The sequence below is a fragment of the Pseudomonas citronellolis genome, assembly GCF_029335315.1.
GTDB lineage: Bacteria > Pseudomonadota > Gammaproteobacteria > Pseudomonadales > Pseudomonadaceae > Pseudomonas > Pseudomonas citronellolis_A.
Genome location: NZ_JARJLT010000331.1, coordinates 39,977 through 50,483, shown reverse-complemented (window position 1 = coordinate 50,483; position 10,507 = coordinate 39,977). Strand labels below are relative to the sequence as shown.

The 10,507-nt window shown below is 70.6% G+C and carries 7 protein-coding genes; 4 read left to right on the top strand and 3 right to left on the bottom strand.

Annotated elements, in window-relative coordinates:
- Positions 1 to 17: 17 nt before the first annotated feature.
- A complete protein-coding gene (locus P3W75_RS24855) occupies positions 18 to 878 on the bottom strand; it encodes an AraC family transcriptional regulator (protein WP_276229976.1) in 861 nt (286 codons plus the stop codon).
- Positions 879 to 888: 10 nt separating this feature from the next.
- The gene (locus P3W75_RS24850; protein WP_276229975.1) at positions 889 to 1,458 is read right to left on the bottom strand and encodes a GNAT family N-acetyltransferase; all 570 of its coding nucleotides are present in this window, start codon (positions 1,456 to 1,458) and stop codon (positions 889 to 891) included.
- A gap of 247 nt (positions 1,459 to 1,705) precedes the next feature.
- On the opposite strand from P3W75_RS24850, the gene P3W75_RS24845 reads away from it, so the two are divergent.
- Both P3W75_RS24845 and P3W75_RS24840 read left to right on the top strand, forming a co-directional pair.
- Positions 1,706 to 5,185, top strand: coding sequence for a hybrid sensor histidine kinase/response regulator (locus tag P3W75_RS24845; RefSeq protein WP_276229974.1), 3,480 nt, complete (start codon positions 1,706 to 1,708; stop codon positions 5,183 to 5,185).
- A gap of 195 nt (positions 5,186 to 5,380) precedes the next feature.
- On the top strand, positions 5,381 to 6,640 hold the full coding sequence (locus P3W75_RS24840) for an MgtC/SapB family protein (RefSeq protein WP_276229973.1): 1,260 nt from the start codon (positions 5,381 to 5,383) through the stop codon (positions 6,638 to 6,640).
- A 10-nt stretch (positions 6,641 to 6,650) separates the two neighbouring features.
- Here the strand turns inward: P3W75_RS24840 and P3W75_RS24835 are convergent, their stop codons facing one another.
- Positions 6,651 to 7,352: a MerR family transcriptional regulator gene (locus P3W75_RS24835; protein WP_430765412.1), complete on the bottom strand. Its 702-nt coding sequence runs from the start codon at positions 7,350 to 7,352 to the stop codon at positions 6,651 to 6,653.
- A gap of 457 nt (positions 7,353 to 7,809) precedes the next feature.
- Between P3W75_RS24835 and P3W75_RS24830 the strand changes: the two genes are divergently transcribed.
- Positions 7,810 to 9,585: an SDR family oxidoreductase gene (locus P3W75_RS24830; RefSeq protein WP_276229971.1), complete on the top strand. Its 1,776-nt coding sequence runs from the start codon at positions 7,810 to 7,812 to the stop codon at positions 9,583 to 9,585.
- A gap of 10 nt (positions 9,586 to 9,595) precedes the next feature.
- Complete coding sequence (locus tag P3W75_RS24825; protein WP_276229970.1) at positions 9,596 to 10,483, top strand: metal-dependent hydrolase; 888 nt, start codon at positions 9,596 to 9,598, stop codon at positions 10,481 to 10,483.
- Positions 10,484 to 10,507 lie beyond the last annotated feature (24 nt).

Below are 10,507 nucleotides of genomic sequence, written 5' to 3'. Positions count from 1 at the left end.
CCCCGTCTACGCCGCTCCTACGATAGTTGCCCTTCTGCGCCGGAGCGTCCGCAGGCCAGCCGGTACTCCCCCGGCGCCACGCCGTAGGCCTGCTTGAACTGGCGGCTGAGGTGGCTCTGGTCGGCGAAACCCAGCTGCGCCGCCACCCTGGCCGGCGCGCAGCCGCCCTTGAGCAGCGCGCGGGCCTGCTCCAGGCGGCGCTGCTTGGTCCAGGCGTGGGGCGGCAGGCCGGTGGCCTTGCGGAACACCCGGGCGAAGTGGAACGGCGACAGGTTCACCGTCGCCGCCAATTCTTCCAGCGACGGCGGGTCGATCAACCGCGCCGCCAGCAGATCGCGGGCCCGCGCCACCGCCAGCGGTTCCTGCCCGGCAGGGCGCGCATCGGGCACCCGCGCGTGGCGCTGGAATAGCAACAGCAGGGCCTCGCGCCAGCAGGTCTGGCGCTCCAGGGCGCTGGCGCTGGACTCCAGCAGACGGTGCACATGAAGGAAGGCGCGCCCCAGCTCGGGGTCGTGCAGCACGCTGGCGTCGAAGGTCGGCAGGCCTCGGCCGCCCAGTTCCAGTTCGTCGAGCACGCTGCCGACCTGCTCGATTTCCGGGTAGAAGCCCCGGTACAGCCAGCCCGCGTCGTGCGCCTTGGAGCCGGTGTGGACCTCGTCCGGGTTGATCAGCACCAGGCTGCCGGTGGGCGCCAGGTGCTCGGCGCCGCGATGGCGGAAACGCTGAGCGCCCTGCTCGATCAGCACCAGGGCGAAGCCTTCGTGGACGTGGGGCGCGAAACGCTGCTCGATGAAGCGCGCGTGCAGCAACTCCAGGCCGCCCAGTTCCTGGGCGCGCCAGAAGCGCGTGCGCTCGCCGTGGCCGCTGTCGAGGGACATGCCGGCGGCGTCAGCCGAGGAAACCGGCTTCCAGGGCGGCCTTCACCTGCGGCCACTCCAGGTCGGTGATGCTGTACAGCACGGTATCGTCGAGTCGCCCGCCGGCCAGCCGCCGGTGGTTGCGCAGCACGCCTTCGCGCGCCGCGCCGAGCTTCTCGATGGCGCGCTGCGCGCGCAGGTTGCTGGCGGCGGTCTTCAGTTGCACGCGAACCATCTTCCAGTTGTCGAAGGCCTGGCGCAGCATCAGGTACTTGATGCTGGCGTTGAGCCCGGTGCCGTGTTGCGTCGCGTCCAGCCAGGTGCCGCCGATCTCGCAGGCCGGCAACGCCGGGAGGAAGTCCATGAAGCGGGTGGTGCCCACCAGCTGGTTGCCCAGCCGCACCACCAGCGGCAGGGCGCGGCCCTCGCGCTGTTCGGCAAGGCTGTTGCGGTACCAGTCCGGACGCTGCGGCGCGCTCATGAACTTCAGCGCCTCGCGGTTGGCCTCGGCCAGGGCCACCAGCTCCGGCACGTCGGCCTCGACCATGGGTTCCAGGCGCAGCGCGCCGCGCTGCAGGGTGATGGGTGACGGTCTGAACATGGCCCCTCCTCGTACCTCGACTTTCCGCCGGCTCCTATCCGAACCCGGCGCCCGGCAATAGTGCCACAGCCGCGCCAGGGCGCGACGGGCGGGGGCCGGGCGAAAAGGCCGGCAAAGCTACCAGCGCTTTCCCAGTGCGGCAAGCGGCCTCTGAGACCTTGGTAGCAGGGGCTCTGACAGCGCGCCGCTTTGGTGCGAAACTGCATCGAGCAGCTCCTGCGGGGGAGCGAGTCAATTCGGAGTTCGCATGTCGTTGTCCAGCGGGCTGATCGCCACGGTCGCCCTCCTTTACATGGCGGTCCTGTTCGCCATCGCCTTCTATGGCGACCGCCGCCGCGCGCCGCTGTCGCCGCGCCTGCGCGCCTGGGTGTACAGCCTGTCGCTGGCGGTCTACTGCACCAGCTGGACCTTCTTCGGCGCCGTCGGCCAGGCCGCCGGCCAGCTCTGGTCATTCCTGCCGATCTACATCGGCCCGGTGCTGCTCATGCTCTTCGCGCCCTGGGTGCTGCAGAAGATGATCATGATCAGCAAGCAGGAGAACATCACCTCCATCGCCGACTTCATCGCCGCGCGCTACGGCAAGTCCCAGGCCCTGGCGGTGGTGGTGGCGCTGATCTGCGTGGTCTGCGTGCTGCCCTATATCGCCCTGCAGCTCAAGGGCATCGTCCTCGGGGTGAACCTGCTGATCGGCGCCGGCGCCGACTCCGGCGGCAGCCGCGCGCAGGACACGGCGCTGATCGTCTCGCTGATCCTGGCGCTGTTCACCATCGTCTTCGGCACGCGCAACCTCGACGTCACCGAACACCACCGCGGCATGGTCCTGGCCATCGCCTTCGAGTCGCTGGTCAAGCTGACCGCCTTCCTCGCCGTCGGCATCTTCGTCACCTTCGGCCTCTACGACGGCTTCGGCGACCTGCTCGACAAGGCCCGCGACGCGCCGCAGTTGGCCGAATACTGGCAGGAAACCGTGCACTGGCCGGCCATGCTGCTGCAGACCGGCGTGGCCATGACCGCGATCATGTGCCTGCCCCGGCAGTTCCACGTGCTGGTGGTGGAGAACATCGAGCCGCGCGACCTCAGCCTGGCGCGCTGGGTGTTCCCCACCTACCTGGTGCTGGCGGCGCTGTTCGTGGTGCCGATCGCCCTGGCCGGGCAGATGCACCTGCCGCCGGGGGTGATCCCCGACTCCTTCGTGATCAGCCTGCCGCTGGCCGAGGCACACCCGGCGCTGGCCCTGCTGGCGTTCATCGGCGGCGCCTCGGCGGCCACCGGCATGGTCATCGTCGCCAGCGTGGCGCTGTCGACCATGGTCTCCAACGACATGCTGCTGCCCTGGCTGCTCCGCCGCAAGGGCACCGACGCCGAGCAGCCGTTCGAGGTGTTCCGCCACTGGCTGCTGACCGTGCGCCGGGTGAGCATCGCGCTGATCCTCCTGCTGGCCTACGTCAGCTACCGCCTGCTGGGTTCCACCGCGAGCCTGGCGACCATCGGCCAGATCGCCTTCGCCGCCATCGCCCAGCTGGGCCCGGCGATGATCGGCGCGCTGTACTGGAAGCAGGCCAACCGCCGTGGCGTGTTCGCCGGCCTGGCCGCCGGCTCCGCGCTCTGGGCCTACACCCTGGTGCTGCCGGTGATCGCCCGCAGCCTCGGCTGGCCGCTGGAACACTTCCCCGGGCTGACCTGGCTGGCCGGCCGCCCGTTCGGCGTGAACATCGAGCCGCTGACCCTCGGCGTGCTGCTCTCGCTGATCGGCAACTTCGCGCTGTTCGGCCTGGTCTCGGTGTTTTCCCGCACCCGCGTCTCCGAGCACTGGCAGGCCAGCCGCTTCATCGGCCAGGAAATCTCGCAGAAGCTCAGCTCGCGCTCGATGCTCGCGGTGCAGCTGGAAGACCTGCTGATGCTCGCCGCGCGCTTCGTCGGCGAGGAACGCGCGCGGCAGAGCTTCATCCGCTTCGCCTACCGCCAGGGCAAGGGCTTCGTGCCCAGCCAGAACGCCAACGACGAGTGGATCGCCCACACCGAACGCCTGCTCGCCGGCGTGCTCGGCGCATCGTCCGCCCGCGCGGTGGTGAAGGCCGCCATCGAAGGCCGCGAGATGCAGGTGGAGGACGTGGTGAAGATCGCCGACGAAGCCTCCGAGGTGCTGCAGTTCAACCGCGCGCTGCTGCAGGGCGCCATCGAGAACATCACCCAGGGCATCAGCGTGGTCGACCAGTCGCTGCGACTGGTGGCCTGGAACCATCGCTACATCGAGCTGTTCGAGTACCCCGACGGGCTGATCCAGGTCGGCCGGCCGATCGCCGATATCATCCGCTACAACGCCGAGCGCGGCCTGTGCGGGCCCGGCGACCCCGACCTGCACGTGGCCAAGCGCCTGTACTGGATGCGCCAGGGCACCCCGCACACCTCCGAGCGGCTGTTCCCCAACGGCCGGGTCATCGAGCTGATCGGCAACCCCATGCCCGGCGGTGGCTTCGTCATGAGCTTCACCGACATCACCGCGTTCCGCGACGCCGAGCACGGCCTCAAGGAGGCCAACGAGAGCCTGGAGCAGCGCGTCGAGGCGCGCACCCAGGAGCTCTCGCAGCTGAACCAGGCACTGACCGAGGCCAAGGGCACCGCCGAGGCCGCCAACCAGTCGAAGACGCGTTTCCTCGCCGCCGTCAGCCATGACCTGATGCAACCGCTGAACGCCGCGCGGCTGTTCTCCGCCGCCCTGGCCCACCAGAGCGAACTGCGCGACGACGCCGCCGACCTGGTGCGCCACCTGGATTCCTCGCTGCGTTCGGCCGAGGACCTGATCACCGACCTGCTGGACATCTCGCGCCTGGAAAGCGGCCGGGTCAGCGCCGAGCGCGCGGCCTTCCCGCTGAGTGCCTTGTTCGACCCGCTCGGCGCGGAGTTCCGCGCCCTGGCCCAGGAACAGGGCATCGACTTCCACCTGCGCGGCAGCAAGCTGCGCGTGGACAGCGACATCAAGCTGCTGCGCCGGGTGCTGCAGAACTTCCTGACCAACGCCTTCCGCTACGCCAAGGGCCACGTGCTGCTCGGCGTGCGCCGCGAGCCGGGGCACCTGCGCCTGGAAGTGTGGGACCGCGGGCCGGGCATCCCGGAAGACAAGCTCAGCGTGATCTTCGAGGAGTTCAAGCGCCTGGACAGCCACCAGACCCGCGCCGAAAAGGGCCTGGGCCTGGGCCTGGCGATCGCCGACCGCCTGTGCAAGGTGCTCGGCCACCGCCTGCAGGTGCGCTCCTGGCCGGGCAAGGGCAGCGTGTTCAGCGTCAGCGTGCCGCTCGCGCGGCAGCCGGCGCCGGCCGAGCTCAATGGCCACAAGGCCGAGGCGCCGACCGAGCTGAACGGCGCCCAGGTGCTCTGCGTGGACAACGAAGACAGCATCCTGATCGGCATGAACAGCCTGCTCAGCCGTTGGGGCTGCCGCGTGCTCACCGCGCGCAGCAAGGCCGAGTGCGAACAGCTGCTGGACAGCGACGCGCGCCCGGAACTGGCGCTGATCGACTACCACCTGGACAACGGCGAGACCGGCGCCGAGCTGATGGCCTGGCTGCGTGCACGCCTGGGCGAGCCGGTGCCGGGCGTGGTGATCAGCGCTGACGCCCGCCCCGAGCTGGTGGCGCAGGTGCACGCGGCGGGCCTGGAATTCCTCGCCAAGCCGGTGAAGCCGGCGGCGCTGCGCGCGCTGCTGAGCCGCCACCTGAGCCTGCGCTGAGGCGTAGGGCGCATAACGCCTACGGCGTTATCCGCCACCGCTCTCCGCGAGCCAACGGCGGATAACCGCGAACGGTTATCCGCCCTGCGATCCGAGCGCTCCGCCGCTCCTGCGCGGTGCCGGATTGATCTGGCGCAGCCCGCGCGCGCCAGCGCCTTCTAGACTCCCTGCATCACCGCAGGGAACCGCGCCGCCATGCTGGACCACCTGGACCTCGTCCTCGACCTCACCACCGCCCTGGCCATCGGCCTGCTGATCGGCACCGAGCGCGGCTGGCGCGAGCGCGACTTCGAGGACATCCGCCAGGCCGCCGGCATCCGCACCTTCACCCTGGCCGGCCTGCTCGGCGGCTTCAGCGCCCTGCTCGCCGGGCATTTCGGCGTCTGGGCCTGGGCGGTGATGGCGCTGCTAGTCGGCCTGCTGGCAGTGGCCGGCTACCTGGCCGACGTGCGCCGCAGCGGCGACCAGGGCATGACCAGCGAGGTCGCGCTGCTCGCCACCTTCCTTCTCGGCAGCCTGGCGGTGGCCGACAGCCGCCTGCTGGCCGCCGGCGGTGGCGTGGTGGTGGCGCTGCTGCTGAGCCTGAAGGAATCCCTGCACGCGGTGCTCAAGCACCTCGACGCCCGCGAGCTGTCGGCGGCCTTCAAGCTGCTGTTCATCTCGGTGGTGATGCTGCCGGTGCTGCCCGACCAGGGCTACGGTCCGTGGCAGGTGTTCAACCCCTACGCCAGCTGGTGGATGGTGGTGCTGATCGCCGGCCTGGGCTTCGCCGCCTATGTCGCCGTGCGCCTCACCGGCACCCGCCACGGGCTGCTGATCACCGCGCTGCTCGGCGGCCTGGTGTCGTCCACCGCAATGACCATGACCCTGGCCCGCATGCACGAGCAGCGCCGCCTGCAACCGCTGCTGGCGGCCGGCCTGCTGGCCACCTCGGCGCTGATGTTCCCGCGCGTGGCGCTGGAGGTCGGCCTGGTCAACGCCGAATTGCTGCCGCGTCTGCTACCGCCGCTGCTGGTCGCCCCCCTGGTCTACGCCGGTGGCGCCCTGCTGTATTGGCGCCGCGCCAGCCAGGAGCAGGCCCCCGCCTCCGGCGAACCACCGCTGAAGAACCCCTTCGAACTGGGTCCGGCGCTACGCTTCGGCGCGCTGTTGGCGCTGATCCTGTTCCTGGTCGAGGCGGGCCGCCGCTACCTGGGCGACGTCGGCGTGTACCTGGTGTCGCTGCTGTCCGGGCTGGCCGATGTCGACGCCATTACCCTGTCGCTGGCCAGCAACGCCCTGGGCGGGCTGGACGCGGAAGTGGCGAGCCGCGGCATCGTTCTCGCGGTGGCCAGCAACAGCCTGGTGAAGGCGGCGCTGATCGCCCTGATCGGCGGCCGCGACCTGGCCCTGCGCAGCGTGCCGGTGATGATCGCCGGCCTCGGCGCCGGCTTGCTGACCCTGCTGTTGGTGTAATCGCAGCGCGTCAGGGGCGCGGCTTCTCGAACTGGCGAAGGATCTCGCCGACCCGCTCGCCAAGCATCTCGTTGGCCGACAGCTTCAGGCCACGCGCCAGCTCCACCAGCACCACCTGCTCGGCCAGCGGGCGCAAGCGCATGAACACCTCGGCCAGTTGCCCCAGGTCGGCGGCGCCCGGCAGCAGCTCGGCGCCGCGCTTGTCCACCAGGTGGGTGACCACCAGGCGCACGATGCCGGCGGCCAGGTGCTCGGTGTCGCCACGCAGCACCGCCAGGTGCTCCAGCAGCGCGGCGAGGGGGATGCCGGAGCGGTACAGCTCGACGCCGGCGTTGAACAGCCGCGGGCTGGGCACGCTGATGCGCTCGCCGTCGAACTGCAGCAGCCCCTGGGCCAAGGCGCGCTCGATGACGTCGTCGTCGAGTTCGTCGCCGAAGATCGCCTGCAATTCGTCGAAACCGATCTGCGTCGGCGTCTCCAGGTTCCAGGCGCCAAGGATGGCCTGGTCGAGCCCGAGCACATGGTCGAGGTCGTGGCCGCGCTCCCAGCTGTCCAGCAGTTCCTTGATGTTCGACAGACCGTAGCCGCGCTCCAGCAGCCCGCCGATCAGGCGCAGCCGGCGCAGGTGGCTGGCGAAGTAGACGCCGCTGCGGCCGCGCCGCTCCGGCGGCGGCAGCAGCCCGCGATCCTGGTAGGCGCGCACGTTGCGCACCGTGCTGCCGGCCTCGCGGGCCAGCTCGTCGACGCTGAATTCGCGCTCGTCCTCCAGTTCCCGCGGGCTTTCCTCGGGACGCTGGAGCAGGCGCTGCAGGAGACTCAGGGGCGTGCTCATGGCGGCGATCATAGCCACTGGCCGGCGCCGCCCACAACCGCGCCGGCGCGACCGGGCCGCCCGACGAAACGCCCAACCAAAGGCGGGACTTGCAACCGGACGGGCGCCGGTGATGCGGCCGAAACCCGCATGGCTGCGGCGTTCCAGGCCACTGACCGCATTGGTAACACCCTTCCCCGGCATGGCGCGGCGGGGACGGATCGGTCAGCATCGATTGTGACATCCATCGATGTCACGGTCGTTTCCATAACAACAATGGCCTGGAGAACGTCATGCCCCGAGGCACCCGGCAGCCCCACCGCCCTTCCCCGCTCACACCCCAGGCAAGGGGGCGCGCATGAACGCCATGCTGGAACACCCCGGCCTGCCGCCGGCCGAGCGTCTCGACGTGCGCTCCGGCGACGTGCGCCTGGCCGTGTACCGCTGGGGCGACGCCGACAAGCCGCTGCTGCTGTTCGTCCACGGCTACCCGGACAACCACGAGGTCTGGCTGCCGCTGATCGCCCGCCTGCTCGGCCGCTACCAGGTGGTGGCCTACGACGTGCGCGGCGCCGGCGAGTCGGACAAGCCCCGGCGTACCCGCGACTACCGCCTGGAACTGCTCAGCCGCGACCTGCAGGCGGTGCTCGACGCCGTCAGCCCCGAGCGCCCGGCGCACCTGGTGGCCCACGACTGGGGCTCGATCCAGACCTGGGAAAGCGTCACCGACCCCGCGCTGCGCCAGCGCATCGCCTCCTACACCAGCATCTCCGGGCCCTGCCTGGACCACGTCGGCTTCTGGATGCGCGACCGCCTGCGGCGCAAGCGCCCGGCCGCCCTGCTGCAGGTGCTCAGCCAACTGCTGCACTCCTGGTACATCTACTACTTCCACCTGCCGCTGCTGCCGGCGCTGTCCTGGCGCCTGGGCGCCGCGCGCCTGTGGCCGCGGTACCTGCGCAAGGTCGAGGGCGTGCGCAACCCCGCGCGCAACCCGCACCAGGCCAGCGACGGCGTACACGGTGTGAAGCTCTACCGGGCCAACTTCATCACCTCGATCTTCAAGCCGCGCAAACGCCACACCGAAGTGCCGGTGCAACTGGTGGTGCCGACCCGCGACCGCTACGTCGGCCAGCAGTTGTTCCAGCAACTCTCGCTGTGGGCCCCGCGCCTGTGGCGACGCGAAGTCACCGCCGGGCACTGGAAACTGCTCGCCGAGCCGGAACAGCTGGCCGGCTGGATCGACGAATTCGCCCGCCATATCGACGGCGGCGAGGCCAGCCAGCCGCTGCAGCGCGCCGTGCAGAAGCCCGGCGCCGGCCCCTTCGCCGGCAAGCTGGTGGTGGTCACCGGCGCCGGCGGCGGCATCGGCCGCTCGACCCTGCTGCGCTTCGCCGAACAGGGTGCCTGCGTGCTCGCCGCCGACATCGACCCGGCCGCCGCCGAGGCCAGCGCCGAGCTGGCCCGCAACCTGGGCGCGAACGCCTTCAGTTACTGCGTGGACGTCGGCGACAGCACCGCCATGGAGCGCTTCGCCGGCTGGGTGCAGGGTAGCCTCGGGGTGCCCGACGTGGTCGTCAGCAACGCCGGCATCGGCCTGGCCGGCGCCATGCTCGACACCACCCCGGCGGACTGGGAGCGCCTGCTGCGGGTCAACCTGTGGAGCGTCATCGACGGCTGCCGCCTGTTCGGCCGGCAGATGGTCGCGGCCGGCAAACCCGGTCACCTGGTCAACGTCGCCTCCGGCGTGGCTTTCGCGCCGTCGCGCAACTACCCGGCCTACGCCACCAGCAAGGCGGCGGTGCTGATGCTCAGCGAATGCCTGCGCGCCGAACTGGCCGGCCACGGCATCGGCGTCAGCGCCGCCTGCCCCGGCTTCGTCGACACCGGCATCGTCCAGGCCACCCGCTTCGCCGGCCTCAGCGACGAGCAGCAGGCGCGCCGGCGGGCCAAGGTGCAGCGCTTCTACCGGCGCCGGCGGCTGAGCCCGGACACGGTCGGCGAGTCGATCGTCCAGGCCGTGAGCCGCAACCAGCCGGTGGCCGCCGCCGGCACCGAGGTGCACCTGGCGCGCTGGCAATGGCGCCTGCTGCCCGGCCTGTCGCGCCTGTTCGCACGTTTCGACCTGACCTCCTGAGGGCTTCGCCATGACCGACCATCATCACCGCCTGGTGCAGCGCAAGGTGCAGTTCGACTACAGCGCCTCGCCGCTGCACTGGATTCCCGGCGAGGCCGAGGCCTCCCACGTCATCAACGTCATCCACATGATGCTGCCGGCCGGCGAGCTGTGGTTCTGCCGCCTGTACAACAAGGCCCTGCCCTTCGTGAAGGACGCGCGCATGCGCGACGACGTGCAGGGTTTCATCCGCCAGGAAGCCATGCACGCGCGCGCCCACTCCGGCGCCGTGGAGCGCTACCTGACGGTGCACGGCATCGACTCCAGCCGCTACCTGAAGGCCATGGACTATCTGTTCGAGCAGTTGCTCAGCGACACCCCTCTGGGGCTGCAACTGTTCAACAGAACGCCCTGGCTGCGTCGCTGGTGGATCGGCCAGCGCTGCGCCATCGTCGCCGCCGTAGAGCACTTCACCTGCGTGCTCGGCAAATGGGTGCTGGAGGCCGAAGCGCTGGACCGCGCCGGCTCCGACCCGGTGCTGCTCGACCTGTTCCGCTGGCACGGCGCCGAGGAAGTCGAGCACCGCAACGTCGCCCATGATCTGCACGTGCACCTGGGCGGCAGCTTCGTCAGCCGCCAGGCGTGGATGTTCGTGGTCTGGCCGCTGATCATCTGGCTATTCGCCTTCGGCACCCGCACCCTCGCCCGCCAGGACCCGAGCCTGGGCAAGCCGCGCTCGTTCGGGCGCATCTGGCGCGACAGCGAAAAGCGCGGCCTGCTGCCGCGTCGCATGTCGCTGGCCAGCAGCTTCCTGCGCTACTTCAAGCCCTGGTACCACCCCGACCACGAAGCCAACACCCAGGAAGCCCTCGACTACCTGGCGCGCTCCCCCGCCGCCAGCCGCGCCGCCCGCGCCTGAGTCCCCGCGGACCCGCGCCCATGG